The organism is Acaryochloris sp. IP29b_bin.137 (assembly GCF_028285745.1).
Classification (GTDB): Bacteria; Cyanobacteriota; Cyanobacteriia; order Thermosynechococcales; family Thermosynechococcaceae; genus Acaryochloris.
The window spans coordinates 15,383-31,460 of record NZ_JANQOP010000296.1; the positions used below are offsets into that span (position 1 = coordinate 15,383).

General features: G+C 48.7%; 14 protein-coding genes. 11 read left to right on the plus strand and 3 right to left on the minus strand.

The window, feature by feature from the left end:
• Window positions 1-7: 7 nt before the first annotated feature.
• The 6 genes from Q0991_RS20650 to Q0991_RS20675 all read left to right on the plus strand — a co-directional run bounded on the left by Q0991_RS20650 (window position 8) and on the right by Q0991_RS20675 (window position 6,755).
• On the plus strand, window positions 8-433 hold the full coding sequence (locus Q0991_RS20650) for an SRPBCC domain-containing protein (protein ID WP_299492093.1): 426 nt from the start codon (window positions 8-10) through the stop codon (window positions 431-433).
• The gene (locus tag Q0991_RS20655; protein ID WP_299492095.1) at window positions 426-1,430 is read left to right on the plus strand and encodes a saccharopine dehydrogenase NADP-binding domain-containing protein; all 1,005 of its coding nucleotides are present in this window, start codon (window positions 426-428) and stop codon (window positions 1,428-1,430) included. The genes Q0991_RS20650 and Q0991_RS20655 overlap by 8 nt, the downstream gene beginning before the upstream one ends.
• A 777-nt stretch (window positions 1,431-2,207) precedes the next feature.
• On the plus strand, window positions 2,208-3,080 hold the full coding sequence (locus Q0991_RS20660) for a rhomboid family intramembrane serine protease (RefSeq protein ID WP_299492097.1): 873 nt from the start codon (window positions 2,208-2,210) through the stop codon (window positions 3,078-3,080).
• A gap of 227 nt (window positions 3,081-3,307) precedes the next feature.
• Complete coding sequence (locus Q0991_RS20665; protein ID WP_299492099.1) at window positions 3,308-4,846, plus strand: phosphomannomutase/phosphoglucomutase; 1,539 nt, start codon at window positions 3,308-3,310, stop codon at window positions 4,844-4,846.
• Window positions 4,847-5,065: 219 nt separating this feature from the next.
• Window positions 5,066-6,178 (plus strand): alpha/beta hydrolase, encoded by a 1,113-nt coding sequence (locus Q0991_RS20670; protein WP_299492101.1) that lies wholly within the window; start codon window positions 5,066-5,068, stop codon window positions 6,176-6,178.
• Window positions 6,179-6,284: 106 nt separating this feature from the next.
• On the plus strand, window positions 6,285-6,755 hold the full coding sequence (locus Q0991_RS20675) for a pyridoxamine 5'-phosphate oxidase family protein (RefSeq protein WP_299492103.1): 471 nt from the start codon (window positions 6,285-6,287) through the stop codon (window positions 6,753-6,755).
• Here the strand turns inward: Q0991_RS20675 and Q0991_RS20680 are convergent.
• Window positions 6,752-8,761 carry an amylo-alpha-1,6-glucosidase gene (locus Q0991_RS20680; protein WP_299492106.1) on the minus strand — a complete coding sequence of 670 codons (2,010 nt, stop codon included), beginning with the start codon at window positions 8,759-8,761 and terminating at the stop codon, window positions 6,752-6,754. The genes Q0991_RS20675 and Q0991_RS20680 overlap by 4 nt on opposite strands.
• A gap of 98 nt (window positions 8,762-8,859) precedes the next feature.
• Entirely contained in the window at window positions 8,860-9,627 is a 768-nt protein-coding gene (locus Q0991_RS20685; protein WP_299492108.1) for a carbonic anhydrase family protein, read from the minus strand.
• A 509-nt stretch (window positions 9,628-10,136) separates the two neighbouring features.
• On the opposite strand from Q0991_RS20685, the gene Q0991_RS20690 reads away from it, so the two are divergent.
• The 4 genes from Q0991_RS20690 to Q0991_RS20705 all read left to right on the plus strand — a co-directional run bounded on the left by Q0991_RS20690 (window position 10,137) and on the right by Q0991_RS20705 (window position 15,170).
• A complete protein-coding gene (locus Q0991_RS20690; protein ID WP_299492110.1) occupies window positions 10,137-12,929 on the plus strand; it encodes a leucine-rich repeat protein in 2,793 nt (930 codons plus the stop codon).
• A 287-nt stretch (window positions 12,930-13,216) separates the two neighbouring features.
• Window positions 13,217-13,807 carry a DUF4329 domain-containing protein gene (locus Q0991_RS20695; RefSeq protein ID WP_299492112.1) on the plus strand — a complete coding sequence of 197 codons (591 nt, stop codon included), beginning with the start codon at window positions 13,217-13,219 and terminating at the stop codon, window positions 13,805-13,807.
• Window positions 13,808-13,996: 189 nt separating this feature from the next.
• Window positions 13,997-14,158, plus strand: a complete 162-nt coding sequence (locus tag Q0991_RS20700; RefSeq protein WP_299492114.1) for a hypothetical protein — start codon at window positions 13,997-13,999, stop codon at window positions 14,156-14,158.
• Window positions 14,159-14,231: 73 nt separating this feature from the next.
• The gene (locus tag Q0991_RS20705) at window positions 14,232-15,170 is read left to right on the plus strand and encodes a transposase (RefSeq protein ID WP_299492116.1); all 939 of its coding nucleotides are present in this window, start codon (window positions 14,232-14,234) and stop codon (window positions 15,168-15,170) included.
• A gap of 28 nt (window positions 15,171-15,198) precedes the next feature.
• Here the strand turns inward: Q0991_RS20705 and Q0991_RS20710 are convergent, their stop codons facing one another.
• Window positions 15,199-15,420: a helix-turn-helix transcriptional regulator gene (locus tag Q0991_RS20710; RefSeq protein ID WP_299492123.1), complete on the minus strand. Its 222-nt coding sequence runs from the start codon at window positions 15,418-15,420 to the stop codon at window positions 15,199-15,201.
• Window positions 15,421-15,666: 246 nt separating this feature from the next.
• On the opposite strand from Q0991_RS20710, the gene Q0991_RS20715 reads away from it, so the two are divergent.
• The gene (locus Q0991_RS20715) at window positions 15,667-15,855 is read left to right on the plus strand and encodes a hypothetical protein (RefSeq protein ID WP_299492118.1); all 189 of its coding nucleotides are present in this window, start codon (window positions 15,667-15,669) and stop codon (window positions 15,853-15,855) included.
• Window positions 15,856-16,078: the final 223 nt, after the last annotated feature.

Here is a 16,078-nt window from a genome sequence, read left to right on the forward strand (position 1 = left end):
TGAGGTCATGAGACAGTACCACACTGAAATTGTCGTTGACGCCCCAGTTGATCGGGTGTGGAATGTACTCACTGATTTTTCTGCCTATCCAACCTGGAATCCCCTAGTGGGATGGTTACAAGGGGATATCTATGCCAGTGGACAGATTCAGATGTGGATCAACCCCTTGAACCGTTCTTTCAACGCTACCCTCACAAGGGTTCAAGAGAATGAAGCATTGATCTGGGTCGGTGTGCAAGGTGCTTCTTGGTTATTATCTGGAGAACATTACTATCAACTAGAAGAACTAGGGGAGGCTTCAACTCGGCTATTGCACGGCGAATACTTTCGTGGCCTTGGAAGCTGGTTTATTCGTAACGCTACACTTCAGACCATGGAGCAGGCCTTTATCCAGCACAATCGCTTGTTGAAGGAGCGGATTGAAGATGTCTAATGTTCTGATCTATGGTGCAACTGGATATATGGGCAAGCTATGTGCTCGGCAATTGCAAGATCAAGATATCCATCCGATCTTGGCCGGTCGTAGCAACTCTGTTCAAGCAATAGCACAGACAATCAATTGCCCTGCACGGGTCTTCCGCTTAGACCACCCGTCTGAAATTGAGCGTCATTTATCGGATATTCACCTAGTCATTAATCTTGCAGGTCCTTTTCAGCAAACCCAAAAATCCCTGATTAAAGGGTGTTTGGCTGCTCAGTGCCACTACCTTGATATTGCTGGCGAAGTAAATGAAATGCTGTCTGTCTATGCGTTTGATCAGGAAGCAAAACAATCTGGAATCATGCTGATGCCTGGGGCAGGGTTTGGTATCGTCCCCACAGATATCGCCGCCTCGATGGCCAAAGCGCTACTACCAGATGCCTCATCCTTGACCATTGCCTATGCTACAGAGGGAGGGGTCTCGCGTGGTACGTTGAAAACTGTGCTGCAAACCATTGACCAGCCTGGCGTGCGGCGAGTGAATGATGAGTTTGAGATCGCATCTCCAGCGGAGTCAAACCATGAATTTATGGTCGCGGGCAAGATGTTTACTGGAGTATACAACCCTTGGCGGGCAGATCTGTTTACAGCCGGCTTATCTACTGGTATCCAGAATATTCAGACCTATTCAGTCTTTCCAGACTTCATTGTCCAAATGATGCAAGGCAAATTCCTGTGGCTACGCAACTTGCTCCTTCAGTTCTTGCCAGAAGGTCCTTCTGAGAAGCAATTGCAGCGAGGTAGTACCTATGTTATGGCGCAGGTCAAAAATGCAACTGAGCAGAAATCAGTGTCTTTGAAAGGCCCAGAAGCCTATCTATTTTCTGCGCTTTGCCTCACAGCAATCACAACAAGAGTGTTAAATGGTAATACAAGATCTGGATTTCAAACCCCTGCTTATTTTGGTAAGACACTCTTAGACAGTATTGATACGATTGAATGGAGCTAGCGACTCAATCTAGGTATCGGTGATTTGCCAATCCGTTGAGTTTTTTTTTCTGCGAGGCTAAAGCCATTTTTATGAGGGTTTGAACCGTAATCGCATCGTCACGATTTGTGCATTGATCGTGCCAAAAAAACATGAATTTTCTAGCGTCCACCCTTAAACTACACCCCAGGAAGTGGCTTATCGGTCTTTGGGTATTGGCCTATAGCCTTGGGTTGGGCAGAGAACTGCTTTACAACCCCATAATTTTTTTGCAAACATTGCCACTTTGTCTCCTTTTTGGCTGGTTTGTACTCCCGCAAAACCTGCTACATAATTTGTTTGGTTTAACCTTTGCATCAACGCCGATGGGATGGCAGTGGCTCAACTTCTTGGGGTATTGGCTCTCCGTTCTCTACCTGCATTGGGTATTCCTCTCCACCCGTCGTTGGCTCATATTGCTACTCCTTTCAGCCATCATCCTCACCTCAACAAACGGATGCATGAGATTTGCGGATGAGCACAGTGGGAATTTGGGTTAACGTTAGTTCGAGCAAAACCTACATTTGACATGCTTTTATGAAGAAATGCCGATCTCTGCCTCCTCAGGGATAAAGGGTTAAGCTGATACCAAACTCAGACTGGGTTAAAAAAATGATTAGACGGACTTGTTGACAATTCATTCTGTTGATTGGTGGGTAGTCACTATCAAGCGGTGCTAACCGCCATCCATCGCCGAGAACAGCATTTTTTGTAGTCTTTGGTCCATCCTGGGTTTAACCTTTAGCCATGCCGTAGCCTATGCCCTTTAAGCTGCCGAAACGCCAGACATCAGGTTCGGTTGTCTGTTTCTCCTGTCAGAAACTGGTATCCATTGAACAAAAAAACTGTCCACAATGTGGTCAGGCTAATCCAGGCTTGTGGGGATATGCGCGTCCTCTTCGAAGACTCGGAGCCGATTTTGGTTTTATCAAAATTGTCCTCATCGGGTGTATTCTGCTCTATCTGATCACACTATTGTTTGATCTGCCGGGTGTTCAGTCTGCAGGCGTGATGCGCCTATTAATGCCGAGTTCCTATAGTTTATTGGTCTTTGGCTCCACCGGTGCCGTTCCGATATTTCAGTGGGGTCGCTGGTGGACGGTACTCAGTTCGGGCTGGTTACATGGCGGTCTTTGGCATCTAGGCTTTAATATGGCCTGGTTAAACTATCTTTCTCCCATGGTGGCCAGGGGGTATGGTGCGGGACGGTTAGTCAGCATCTATACCGTTACAACTGTGACCAGTTCCCTCTTGACTAGCTCTATTGCCCAATATTGGATCACTTTGCCTAGGTCGTTTAGCGGGGCAAGCTTCAGTGTTGGCGCTTCTGGCGGTGTGTTTGGTCTACTGGGGGCGCTGGTTATCTATGGACAGTTAGCGAATCAGCGCCAAGTTTTGCGGCAAGCCCTTACTTTGACGATTATCTCGTTTGTGCTATCGGCCTTTGTGGGCAGGGTGGATCACTGGGGACATGTAGGTGGATTTGTAGGGGGGTATCTTATGGGTCTAATGCCTGGATTTAACCCCACCCAACCGCAACGTCTTTACCATTTGGGGATTGCTATTGGTGCATTAGTAGTGACGTTGGCCAGTCTTATTTTGTCACCCATTCATGCCCTGTTAATTGGGTAAGCAAGGGATGATTCAATGGCAATCCCAGGGTGAAAAGGGGGGCCGTCCAGCTTGAACTGGTGAAAGATCTCAGCTTACGAAAACTGAAAAATTCCAAAACAAATCTGCCCCTGCTGTGCTGCTGAAAATCGTGAAGTCAGGACTATTAATCAAAGCTGTACATTTGACGAGAGATAAATTTCTCAGGTCATGATGGGGGGTATGTTGTACTGAAATTGCGATCGCATATGACCCTGGCAGCAGTTCGTTGGCCTCAACTCCAAAATGGTTCAGATATTCGAGGCGTTGCGCTAGAGGGGGTTGAAGGGGAGGCAGTCAACCTCACCTCGGAGATCGCCAAGATTTTAGGGATGGCTTTTGTGCATTGGCTTTCCCAGACCCTCCATCAATCTGCCGGTGAGTTAACCGTTGCGGTGGGTCGAGATAGTCGCATTTCTGGCCCCACCTTAATGGACGCTGTTCTGGCTGGAATTACTCAAATGGGAAGTAACGGCTACCACTTTGGGTTAGCCTCCACCCCAGCCATGTTTAAAAGTACGGTAACCGACGGATTTAACTGTGACGGGGCGATTATGCTGACTGCCAGCCATCTCCCTTTTAATCGCAATGGCCTCAAATTTTTCACCGCTCAAGGGGGCTTAGGCAAAGCTGATATCAGCCAAATCCTCAATTTCGCGGCGGAGCATCCGTTTGAAGTAGCTGGAGAGGGTGGCCAAGTCACCGAGTATGACTTTATTGCGGTCTATGCTGCGGAACTCGTCCGTCAAATTCGTGCCGCTGTTAACCATCCAGACCACTATGAGCGGCCCTTACAAGGGCTTCATATTGTGGTCGATGCGGGCAATGGTGCTGGGGGCTTTTACGCTGAGCAAGTTTTGAAGCCTTTGGGGGCCGATACTACGGGTAGCCAGTTTCTAGACCCAGATGGCACATTCCCGAACCACATTCCCAATCCAGAAAATAGAGCAGCAATGGCAGCCATTTGCCAAGCTGTGATTGAACAACAGGCCGACTTCGGCATTATCTTCGATACAGACGTCGATCGCGCTGCTGCTGTCGATCATCTAGGACAAGATCTCAATCGCAATCGGTTGATTGCTTTGATTGCTGCGGTGGTTTTGCGAGAACATCCGGGGTCTACGATTGTTACGGACTCGATCACGTCCGATGGCCTCACCCAATTTATTGAAGACGAATTGGCAGGGGTGCATCATCGGTTTAAGCGGGGCTATAAAAATGTGATCAATGAGTCTATTCGCCTCAACCAAGCGGGGCAAGAATCCTGGCTGGCGATTGAAACTTCTGGTCACGGGGCGATGAAGGAAAACTACTTCCTGGATGATGGGGCCTATTTGATTAGTAAGCTATTGGTCGAACTGGCGAAGGCAAAGCGGGCAGGCCGCAATATCACAGACTTGATTGCTAACTTAAAAGAGCCACAGGAAAGTGAAGAATATCGCATCAAAATTCAGGCAGATGATTTCAAAGCGCACGGTCAGTCAGTTATTTCCCAGTTAGAGACTTTTGCGGCTCAACACTCGGATTGGCAAATCGTTCCGAATAACTATGAAGGCATTCGGATTGCCTGTAACGCACCCTCAGAGCAGGGCTGGTTCTTGCTGCGGTTGTCGCTCCATGATCCAGTCTTACCCCTAAACATAGAGTCTAATGTCGTTGGAGGCGTGGCGAGTATTGCCGCTCAGCTCTCTTCTTTTTTCCAAGATATGGATGGATTAACCCTACCCTCGGGATTGTTGCCTACCTAACGCTTTTGATCTTGGACTCGATATGCTGATGGTCTGGTGAGATAAGTCGCATTGTGCCGTGCTGGCTGATCTCGTTTATAGTCCTTCTGCCGCGAAGCAAGTGTTCTGGATATATGGCGACTGACTTTATCCATCATTGATTCACCTGAATTACCGATGTACTATCGATTGCTGCAACTTATCATTGGGATCGGACTCTTTTTAAGTCTCTGGATTGTGGTGCCAGCTCCCACTTTTTCCGTACTACCGTTGGGCGTTGGGGCACCGGAAATTAGTCCAGGGTTGATGGTTCTGCATGCGATCGCACTCTTGCTCACCGTGCTCTACCACAGCCACAGAACAGCATTTCGGATCATGATGATTGGAGGATTACTGGGTGTGACCTTAAGTAGTTTGCCGTTACTTCAGCTCCCCAAGGCCATTCAGCAGGCGAATACTGTTATGAATGCCACCCTCGGCAGCAGCTATCTCGCCCATCTATCCCCCATCCAGCACGCCCAATTACGTCCCCATCCCTTCAATATCCTTGACTGCATCCGTCAAATTCCCTTGGGAAAAATTCGCCAAGATCTAGGGATTCCCTTTGCCCAACCCGACGGACAACCGCTCACCCTCAATCTCTATCGCCCGCTTCAGAAGGGGACTTATCCAGCTGTTGTCGTTATTTACGGTGGTGCTTGGCAGCGGGGGAGTCCAGACCATAACGATCAGTTCAGTCAGTATCTTGCGGCTCGGGGGTATGTCGTGTGGGCTATTTCCTATCGTCATGCCCCCTCCTATCAATTCCCCGCCCAACTTGAAGATGTGCGCTCAGCGCTTCGTTTTATGCAAGCGCATGCAGGGGATTATGACACCGATCTCAATCGCGTGGCATTGTTAGGACGGTCGGCTGGAGGACATTTGGCAATGTTGGCTGCCTATGAGCAAGGTGATTTTCCGATTCAGGCTGTGGTGAGCTACTACAGCCCGGTTGATTTAGCCAATGGCTATGACGATCCCCCGTCCCCAGATCCCATCGATGTTAAAGCCGTATTGGAAGCATTTATTGGCGGTGATCCAAGACAGTTCCCCGAAAAGTATAAGCAGGCTTCACCGATTCACGCTGTTCAACCCGATCTGCCGCCTTCGCTGTTGGTGTATGGAGGGCAGGATCACTTGGTACAGATCAAATTTGGCCGACGCATGCATCAAAAACTAAAAGCAGCGGGCAATACGGCTGTCATGATTGAAATTCCCTGGGCAGAACATGCCTTTGATGCCATTTTTAGCGGGGTCAGCAACCAATTTGCCCTTTACTATACGGAACGATTTTTAGCCTGGGCGTTAGTCTGATGCTAGTTAAGAATACTTCTCAAAAGAAGGCACACTCTTCCCATCCTCCCTTACCCCTTTTGTGCCTAAGATGAAGGTTGGCACACAACGGTAGGGAGCTATTCTTATGTCCTCAGAAGCAAAAGCAGTAAAAAAACTAATCGAGCAACAAAATTTCGGGGTCCTCTCGACAATGTCAGTGGATGTGGAAGGATTTCCCTTTGGTTCCGTTACTCCCTACAGCCTGACAGAAAACTACAATCCCCTGATATTTATTAGCAATCTAGCCCAGCACACCAAAAACATTACAAAAGATAATCGAGTCTCTCTGATCGTCTTGGAGAATTTACAAGATGGAACGGAGGATCCACAAAAGCATGGAAGAGCCAGTATTTTAGGGCGGGCAACGCCTTTGGAAACGACGGGTGCTGAGAATGACGCCAAATACCAGCGATATTTTCAGCGGTTTCCAGAAGCAGAGGGTTATCAGAACACCCATGGCTTTCAGCTGTATGAGATTACCCCTGTAAGGATTCGATTTATTGGCGGGTTTGGCAAGATTTTTTGGTTAGAGCCTCAGCAATTACTGGCTAGCTAAGGTCCGGTTTGATGCTGGGAAATATCCATCCAAGCCCTGAGAACTTCCGCGACAGACCAAGCTTGGGCAAAACAACCTCGGGGATAAAACGGCGGATCGCCATCGAAAATCTCGCTTATACTGCCCAGCCCGTGGGTCTGGAGGTGATTAGCAATGGGGTTGAGCAACGCTAGAGCCGCTTCAGAGTCCTTATAGACGCAGTAATGCGCCTGTACATAAGGGCCTAGTAGCCAACCCCAAACGGTTCCTTGATGGTATCGGCTATCTCGTTTCACCTGATCACCACCGTAGGTGCCTTTATATTGCGGTTCGTCTGGAGACAGCGATCGCAACCCATGAGACGTTAGCAAATATCGGCTACAGGTCTCCACCACTGCCTTTTGCTGCTCGGTTGTTAATAACGCGGGGGCATCGGTTGCGCCTGCCACCAAAGGCAATGATACGGCAAAGATTTGATTGGGGCGTAGGGTGAGGTCATCGCCCTTAGGACCATCTAGGACGTCGGCACAGTATCCCCGGGTGGGCTGCCAAAATCGCTGGAACCCCTCCAACATCAGTTGAGCCATTTCTCGATAGATTTGCTGAGGTTGACCGAGCTGCTGAGCAAAGCGTTCCATCGTTCGCAGAGCGTTGTACCAGAGGGCATTGACTTCAATCGGTTTACCCGTTCTAGGCGTAACCACCCAGTCCCCGATTTTGGCATCCATCCAGGTCAGTTGGGCGCCTGCTTCGCCTGCATAGAGCAGCCCATCTTCCTCCACATGGATGTGATAGCGGGTGCCTTGCCGATGCCAATCAATAACCTGCACCAAGGTCGGAAATAGCTCTTGTAGCATGTCCATGTCTTCTGTAGTTGCAATGTAGAGGCGAATTGCTTCGAAGTACCAGAGAATTGCATCGACGGTATTGTACTCGGGTAGCTTGCCCACCTCGGGAAAGACGTTGGGCAGCATGCCTTGATCGAGATATCGAGCAAACGTGCGCATAATGGTTTTGGCGATCCGGGGTCTCCCCGTCGATAGGGTGAGACCTGGCAGGCTAATCATGGTGTCTCGTCCCCAATCGCCAAACCAAGGGTAACCCGCAATCACAGTTTTGCCCTCTGGGGCTTCGGCAAGGGGGCGATCAACAATAAATTGGTCGGCAGCGAACGCTAACTGCTCAATCCATGACGGTAAGGGAGGGGAGATCAACATCGTCTGCAGCTCTCCCCGAATCGTTTCTTCGTAAAAACGGCGTTCTAGCAGCGCTGTTGCACCATCTAAACTCGCGTGGGGTTGGGTGCTCGCAACCACGGTTAGACTATCGCCAGGAGTCAGGACGACTTCTAAGGTCGAAATATGAAGATGATTATCCTGATCATCCAGACCCCGATAGTGTTCAAGGTCCAATGCAAATCCCTGATACCAGTGATGTTGCGTCACGAGCCCCCCCTGACTAACCCGCAAATAAAAGGGGGTCGCTGTATCCGTTGCCAAAATTTGAGTTCCCTGGGCAACAGACTGAGTCTGCATTTGCCATTGGCTGGTGTGGGTTTGGCTATGGTGATCGCGATAATTGATCAGAGCTTTGATCGAGAGAGCCACAGGGCTACTGCCCCGGCTGAGTTGATAGTACACATAGGTCGTGTTTTCACCCTGTTGCATCCACACGCGCTTTTCCAACAGTGCATCTGCGCAGGCATAGTGCCAGCAAGGCACGGATCCTTCTAACTTAAACTGCTCGATAAAGCGATAGCCTTGGGGCTTGACGCTACCATCTGCCCATTGGGTCGTGGCAAGGTCAAATACGTCACCGTTATAGAGAACCGTTTCTTCTAATTGGGTGAGGAGAAGGGTTCGCTCTAGGGGTGGGGTTAAGGCGGCGATCAGCAACCCGTGATAGCGACGGGTCAACAGACCAGCAACGGTCCCCGCTGCATAGCCACCAATGCCATTGGTCACTAACCATTCTCGGGCAGCCGCTGTTTTGAGGTCGCTCGTAATCTCTCGCCCCAATTGGATCATGCTTTATCCCCCATGCGAAGCGTCTTATCTTACCAAGATGAGGCTGACTGTTCCGTTAGCTTAGAGGCTTGATTAACGGATCTGCAGGGGATGATCGATTAACTTAAGGAGTTGGAAAACTGGATGGTGCGGTTGTTAAGAGCCTGCACGGGTCTGGCGTTTGGGTGAAACCGCGATTTAAATAGGTTAATTTGTTGACGAGAGGCTTGAATGGGCTGGTTAAGGATGGCCCAATTCACGGACTCACTACAAGGGGGAGTCGTGAGAGAGCCTTGGTAGTGATAAAAACTGCGATCGCGAGGCAGTAACGAGCTAACATCAATCTCTAAATTAGGTGCATTCTCTTCTTCTACGGCGGGCATATTCTCCCAAATTTCATCCAATAAGGGATTCGCAACCCCTGGCTGAATCATGACCCCTAGCACCGCTAACTCATTCGCTGCATTTTTATGCACAAGGTGCATTTCCATGGCACTGGATTGATTGTTAATCCGATGTTCACTGGGGGCATGGAAATGAAACTGGACTAATTCATAGGTCTGATGATTCACGGTTAGGGTATTCCCGGCAGCATAGTTCACGGTTACCGTGCGTCCATTATTGACTTCATCCAATGGAGAGGCGTGATAGTCCATATTTAAGGTTTCGTGATCGCTGCTGAGATCTTGCGATCGCAAGTTGATCGGCGACTGGGACTGCCCCGTTGCACAGAGGGCATAGTCGGACTGCAATTCAGACCAATGTCCCGGATCAGATGCGCCTTCATAGCTCCAAATCGGCGTTGCGATCGCAGAAGTCGTCATCAACATCCAAACGAAATAAACCCAACCGATCAGACGAGAAAGAACCTTATTGAAGTCGCGCATAGTGTGTCAGGGGTAATGCAGGTTGATTTGACTGTAAATCAATCATTGTCCAGAAAGAATCAAGATTTCTAAACTTCCTGAGTCCTATTTTCAGAGACTCTATTGCCCCAACCCATAAACATCCACCCGACAAAGGACAGTTGGGGAAAATCTAGTTCAATGTCAAACCCAAGGCGAGAATTAGAAAACTGTGAGGTTTCTCTAAATCGTGACGTTGAATCTTTGATCCAAAGGGAAGACATCCTTCCCTATGTCATCTCACCATTTCTGCCACAGACAGTACTCAGTAATCAGCGTAAGTTTGGCTACAACTTACGAATAGTCTGGGATTTGGCAGCCAACTAGCCAGAAGATTCAGCTTCCCATTTATGGTTTTTAAAATTTTGGGGTTGTCATCACGTTCGCCACACAGTCGTGGCCCACGTACGCAGTTACATTGCCCATGCAATACAAGAAGCTGAGAAGAATCGGGCACCATAATTGAATTGACTATGGGGGGATCCGAATCCATGCATCAATCCTATCGCTGGACGCATTGGGCGAAACTGCCTTGCCTGCTGGTTGTTGGGCTATCTTTGCATCCCCTATTTTCCGCCTCAGCCACGCCAACAAACTCCAATCGTTTTACCGACTGGTGCCAAAATGCGCCTCAACTTACACCTGAGCAGCAACATACGGTACTGGCTCTGCTAAAAGTTGCCGCAACGGAGGATTGTCAAGAAGCGGAGCAAGTGTTGCAGGCTTCTCCCGGTCTCAATTTACAGAGCCAGGGCATCACAGACTTAAGTCCGCTTCAGGCTTTGCCGCATCTGAGCAACCTGAACCTGACAGACAACAAAATCAAGGATATTCATCCCTTAAGTTACTTACCCAATCTGAATTTCCTGTTGGCGGGTCGAAATCAAATTGAAGATGTCACCCCCTTAGCCCAGCTCCCCAACCTCAGCTATGTAGTCTTAGACCAAAACCAAATTCAGGATGTAAGTGGCTTAACGCCGCTCCAAAAACTCACCTCCCTCAACGTCTTATCGAATCCTATCCAGAAAAAACATTGTCCCGTTGCCCCTAGTAGCGTTTGCCTGTTTAGTGATGACGCCCAAGATCAATTCGCAGCCGCTGAACGGCAGTATCAACAGGGTAATTTACGGTTAGCCTTACAACGTTTCCAGGCCTTGCAAAGCACTTACCAGCAAAACAGTGATCGCCACAAATACGGAGATACCCTCAACCGTTTAGGCGATATCCATCAGCAGTTGGGTAACTATCCCCAAGCATTGGCAACCTATCAACAAGCTCTGCAATTACGGCAAGAGATAAGCGACGAGTCAGGAATCGTTGTCTCTCTCACGAGTCTGGCGACGGTCTATGAACGGTTAGCCCTTTACACAAAAGCTCAAGAGCTGCTGCAACAAGCATCCGTCTCTCTGCGCAATCAAAACCCCTTCCGTTTAGATGGGGGTGGCGTGTACGAACATGCCAAGGAAGAAGCCTTGCTTTACGGATGGCAAGCCCGATTATTTAACCGATTAGGAGAGCATGACAAAGCTCTTAAAGCGCTGGATAAAGCTCAAGGTCTGTTTGATAACATCCCGCCAGCTTTTCCGAATAAACGATTCCATGAACGGCTGATTATGGAAACCAGAGGGGCCACCCTGTTGGGTTTAGGACAAACGGATGCAGCCACGACAACACTAAAGTCAGCCTTAGGCGTAGCAACCGAAATTGAGGATCAAGCTGGCATGGCGTCGACCCTTAATCTGTTGGGTAACGCCCACCGCCAGGAGGGTCAGGCCAAACAAGCGCTCCAGGTTTTTCGCCAAGCTTTATCGATTCATCAGGCCATTGATCATCAACCTGGCGTGGGCCTCACTCACCACCATATGGGGGAAACTTGGCTCCAGACCAAAGATTATGCTCAGGCCAGTACGGCTTTGGCAAAAGCGGTTGAGATTTGGGAGTCTCTGCGTCCTGGCCTGACCGATGCCAACAAAGTCTCCCTGTTTGAAACCCAGGTGATGACCTATGCTCATCTTCAAACTGCACTGATTGCCCAGAAACAATTCGACCAAGCCCTAGAAGTTGCAGAACGGGGTCGAGCCCGAGCCTTTGTGGAGTTGCTCGCATCTCGAATTGGGGCTGACTCGTCCAGTCAATTTCAGCAACCCAATCCACCCACGTTAGATCAAATTCGCACGATCGCTCGCTCGCAAAAAGCCACCTTAGTCGAATATTCACTGCTACCGGAACAGCTTTTAATTTGGGTGATCACACCGGATGGGTTGGTCTCTTTACGACAAGTTGACCTCAAGGAACTATCAGAACAATCGCAACGGTCGCTTCCTCAATTGGTTGCCGAAGCCAGACAAGCCATGGAGGCCGGGGCAGGAAATGACGTCATGTCTCTATCCCTCGATGGTCTACCCGTCGCTGAATCTCCTGATCATCTGCGTCAACTCCATCAGGTTTTGATTGATCCGATCGCAGACTTGCTACCGAACAATGCCGATGAACGGGTCATTTTTATTCCCCATCGTGAGTTGTTTATGGTACCTTTTCCTGCCCTAGAGGGAGACGACGGCCCTTTAATCGCCCGACATACCTTGCTGACGGCTCCGTCGATTCAGCTACTGCACTATACGGAACAACGACGACAGCAGCTACAGCAGAGTCCCCAAAAAGCCTTAGTCGTCGGCAATCCAGATATGCCTCATATCTCGCCTGGGGTGGATCTGCCTGCCGAACCGCTCGTGCCCTTGCCGGGGGCAGAGCAGGAAGCTGTCAAAATTGCCTCCTTACTGAACACATCTCCCCTCACTGGATCGGACGCGACAGAGGCATTGGTGACTGAGCGAATATCTAAGGCGCCGGTGGTTCATCTGGCGACCCACGGATTGTTGGAGGAACTGAAACATTTAGGGTTTAGTATTCCAGGTGCGATCGCACTCACGCCTTCGGATCAACAAAATGATGGCCTCCTCACGACTTCAGAAATCCTCAACCTCGATCTGCAAGCAGAACTCGTCGTTCTGAGTGCCTGTAATACAGGTGTTGGCACTATTACAGGAGATGGGGTGATTGGCTTATCCCGGGCATTAATGGCCTCCGGTACCCCCAGCTTGATTGTCTCGCTATGGGCGGTGCCAGATGCCCCCACGGCCAACCTGATGACGGAATTCTATACCCACTGGCAGCAAAATACGGATAAAGCCCAGGCTCTGCGTCATGCCATGCTCAAAACCCGTGAACAACATCCTGACCCAAGAGATTGGGCCGCCTTTTCCCTAATGGGACAAGCTGAATAATCGGCCAATCCTTGGCTATACACAGAAGACATCGCTTGGCCTTCTAGAGGAATTACAATAACCGGGCCTGCATACAGACCACCACTTTCAATGAGACATCAACATAGCACCTGAATTACTTCCTGAATAAACCTGAAATTTTCGGGATTTTTTCTGCTGTTTGACCTTGGGATAGTGGACTCAATCGCGAAGCATACCCATCCCGGCAGTCCCGACCTGCTAAACCAAGCAAATCAGGAAAGCCAATATAACCTTCGCTCTATTCCAAGCCAACAAGGAGCAGCACAATGACTCAACAACCGAAACGACGAGCCAAACTGGCAGGATTATTAGGCACCACACTCTTCGTCCTGACCTCTCCCATCGCCTCAGCTCAACACTATCAACCGACCAATAGTGAGCTGGAAGAACTGCATGAGGTTGCCGCCGATCACCTAGATATGGTTCAGGGCATTTCTATCAGAGAAGGTGTTGAATACTGTGGGTTTTTCGGATTTTACCCAGGTGGACCGCTCTCGGGGACTTCCCCCAGACGGGGACGAGCCGATAGTTGCGAACCGAATAATCCCCCTCCTGGATTCACGGTCCTTGCCTCTTACCATACGCATGGCTCCTATACGATGGATGCCGATACTGAGGTTCCTTCAGTAGATGACTTACAGGCTGATATTCAAGAACAAATTTATGGCTATGTAGCCACACCTGCAGGACGAGTTTGGTTTAATGACCACGAACGACATGAATCAGTCATGTTATTCGGTCCGGGTAGCGTGTTTAGTGATCCAAACTACCGAGAATGTCAGAATTTTGCTCCCAGAGCGCAATATACATTAGCTCAACTCAGACAACGAGCTGCCAATGACCCAGGCGGGTGTTAATGTCAGTCTCCTAACACCCCAAAGCTACCCTCAGTTTTGCCGTAAATAGGTAAGTCTGGGGGGCTTAAACAGGTCTAATGGTACCCAACTAGGCCCAATAAAAAACAGAGGACTGCTCGTGAAACGTCCTCTGAAAGCCTTGCCTGATGGTTGAAAACCTTGGTTTATGTAGGAAGCCGATGATGCGATTTGAACGCACGGCCGCTCGATTACGAATCGAGTCAAGCGAGTTTCTTTATTCCTTTTAGGCAAAGGCTTTTGGCCTACCTCAATCTTTATCTCAATAAGTTTTATCTCAATTCTTATCTCAATCAGTTGTTGGCTGGGGCGACGGCTTCCGGCATCAACTGAAGCAGGGCTCTCAGCCTGCTTCAGTTGATGATAATGTGATGGGGCTATTTTGCTGCCTGTACAGGTGATAACCATGCCTGACCTCTCTGACTATGACTCACCTTGGAAGGAGGCACTAGAGCGCTATTTCCCGCAGGCTTTGGAATTCCTTTTTTCTCTAATCCATACAGAGATTGATTGGGAGCAGGGTTGGGAATTTCTAGACAAGGAATTACAGCAAGTTGTCAGGGATGCTGAACTGGGTAGACGATTAGTTGATAAATTGGTCAAGGTTTGGCGACAGGATGGAAGTGAAACCTGGGTACTGCTGCATTTGGAAGTTCAGGGATCCTATGAGGCTAACTTCGCAGAGCGAATGTTTGTGTATCACTATCGGCTTCGGGATCGCTATAATCTCCCCGTCGTCACCCTTGCGATTTTGGCAGACAAGCGAGTGAGCTGGCGGCCTGCAGGATATAGCAATTCTCTTTGGGGATGTCGGGTAAGTCTCGATTTTCCAATTGTGAAGCTTTTGGATTATGAATCTCAGTTATCTGAATTAGAGCAGAGTTCCAATCCTTTTTCAGTGATCGTAGTGGCCCATCTACAGGCTCAAGCTACAGATGAGGATATGGAGGACCGCCTAAAGTGGAAATTGAAGATAGTGAAAGGATTGTATGAACAAGGCTATGATCGAGAAGACATTCTTGAACTCTTTCGGTTTATTGATTGGGTGATGACTCTACCAGCAGCGCTGGAGAATCAATTTGACGATGAGTTGAGTGCTTTTGAAGAGGAAAGAGAAATGCCGTATGTCACTAGTGTTGAACGGCGAGCAGCATTAAGAACCAAGCAATCTAGCATTATTGATGCCTTGGAGGTTCGCTTTGGGGCAGTTCCCGACGAAATCACTGATCAAGTTGCTCAACTGCATGATGCAGAACAACTGCAAGCACTCTTCAAAGACGCGATCTTAATTGAGTCAATCGATGCCTTTCAGAAATTACTCGATGAAAATGTATCGGCCCGATGATAAGCCAGTTGCATAGCAGGTAACTGTACTAACGAGTCTCGGCCCCTTCATCATCCACAATAAACTCAATTAAATCTGTAGGGGTGATATCTACTCGCGACAATCGCCTTAAGCTCATGCATAGAGAATTTAAGGTGTGACCATCAATGCGAGGTAATGAGTCAGCTTTCCTGAGATTACTGATCGAGTTTGTACTCATTCCCATTTCCTCAGCTAAATCAACGCCCTTTATTCGATATCTAGCCATCACTTCTCTGAGATGCCACTTGATCAAAGTTTTACCTATAGAACTCTGTTCTAAAGTGTAATTCTACAGCCATCAGTATTTTTAATAGCACTCCAAGTATTCAAAAACCATCTTATAAGGGTAAAAATACAATTTTAAGTTGTTGATTTATACAAGCTAAGATTGTATAATTTATTTATAAATAACAGGAGAGCGCCCCTAGCCTGAACAACTAAAGCGCTCTCCACTCACCGAAGATGAGGTACATCTATGATACTGACATTGCAAGAAAACGAGGAACGCGACTTAGATCTTCAAGTTCGCCAGCAAACACCTGAAGACACCAAGCCCTCTGCCCAAATCTATGAAGAAACCCACGATGGCCAACGCTGTCATGGTGTAGACCCAGATCAAGACTGCGATTGGGTCTATACCGATTCGGATTACGACGAATTCTAGAGCAAAGGGGGAGGGTAACCTCTCCCCCTTTGCCAGCCATTACTAACACAAGATTGGAGAAAGATGAACAATGGCAAAAGTTGTAAACCCATTGCACTGTAGGGTTGAGGCTATCGGTAAACCGAGAGAATCCAGCTATGAGGTGGGCACGTACTACTACCCCACTCTATTTATCGACCTCTCTCAGCCGGATGGGTCAGATTCTGCCAAGATTTGGAAGAAC

Excerpts from the sequence above, each read along its gene's own strand:
- Q0991_RS20650 (WP_299492093.1), top strand. The coding sequence starts at position 8 with ATGAGACAGTACCACACTGAAATTGTCGTTGACGCCCCAGTTGATCGG.
- Q0991_RS20655 (WP_299492095.1), top strand. The coding sequence starts at position 426 with ATGTCTAATGTTCTGATCTATGGTGCAACTGGATATATGGGCAAGCTA.
- Q0991_RS20660 (WP_299492097.1), top strand. The coding sequence starts at position 2,208 with ATGCCCTTTAAGCTGCCGAAACGCCAGACATCAGGTTCGGTTGTCTGT.
- Q0991_RS20665 (WP_299492099.1), top strand. The coding sequence starts at position 3,308 with ATGACCCTGGCAGCAGTTCGTTGGCCTCAACTCCAAAATGGTTCAGAT.
- Q0991_RS20675 (WP_299492103.1), top strand. The coding sequence starts at position 6,285 with ATGTCCTCAGAAGCAAAAGCAGTAAAAAAACTAATCGAGCAACAAAAT.
- Q0991_RS20680 (WP_299492106.1), bottom strand. The coding sequence starts at position 8,761 with ATGATCCAATTGGGGCGAGAGATTACGAGCGACCTCAAAACAGCGGCT.
- Q0991_RS20685 (WP_299492108.1), bottom strand. The coding sequence starts at position 9,627 with ATGCGCGACTTCAATAAGGTTCTTTCTCGTCTGATCGGTTGGGTTTAT.
- Q0991_RS20690 (WP_299492110.1), top strand. The coding sequence starts at position 10,137 with ATGCATCAATCCTATCGCTGGACGCATTGGGCGAAACTGCCTTGCCTG.
- Q0991_RS20695 (WP_299492112.1), top strand. The coding sequence starts at position 13,217 with ATGACTCAACAACCGAAACGACGAGCCAAACTGGCAGGATTATTAGGC.
- Q0991_RS20705 (WP_299492116.1), top strand. The coding sequence starts at position 14,232 with ATGCCTGACCTCTCTGACTATGACTCACCTTGGAAGGAGGCACTAGAG.
- Q0991_RS20715 (WP_299492118.1), top strand. The coding sequence starts at position 15,667 with ATGATACTGACATTGCAAGAAAACGAGGAACGCGACTTAGATCTTCAA.